Source organism: Mesorhizobium sp. M7A.F.Ca.CA.004.06.1.1, from assembly GCF_003999135.1.
GTDB lineage: Bacteria > Pseudomonadota > Alphaproteobacteria > Rhizobiales > Rhizobiaceae > Mesorhizobium.
Genome location: NZ_RZPQ01001393.1, coordinates 1 through 540 on the forward strand (window position 1 = coordinate 1; position 540 = coordinate 540).

General features: G+C 66.3%; 1 protein-coding gene. It reads left to right on the plus strand.

All coding sequences use genetic code 11. From position 1 onward, the window contains the following. Positions 1-540 (plus strand): Hsp33 family molecular chaperone HslO (locus EN906_RS36545; RefSeq protein WP_206529300.1); only part of this gene is annotated, 540 nt, incomplete at both ends.

The following is a 540-nucleotide window of genomic DNA, read 5'->3' on the forward strand; positions in this document are numbered from 1 at the left end:
TGGGGAGGGGCGTGCTGGCGCTGACCATCGACCAGGGTGCTCACACGCAGCGCTATCAGGGTATCGTCCAGCTCGACGGCGAGACGCTGGAAGATGCGGCACGCACCTATTTTCGCCAGTCGGAACAGATCCCGACCGATCTCAGGCTGTCGGTGGCCAAGCTTTTGACGCCCGGTCCTGGCGGTGCCCGCGAGCAGTGGCGCGCCGGTGGTATCCTGGCGCAGTTCCTGCCGCAGTCGCCCGAGCGCATGCGCGTGCCGGATCTGCCGGGTGGCGATGGCGATCCGCGCGAGGAGATCCACGACCCGGTCGACAATTCCTGGCAGGAGTTGCTGGCGCTGCTCGGCACGATCGAGCCGACCGAACTGATCGACCCGACAATCGGTGCCGAGCGGCTGCTTTACAGGCTGTTCCACGAGCATGGCGTGCGCGTCTTCGGCGGCGTCCCGGTCGCCGACCAGTGCTCGTGCTCCAAGGACAAGATCCGCGGCATCCTCGAGGGTTTTTCCGCGCAGGAGATCAAGGACAGCACCGAGGATG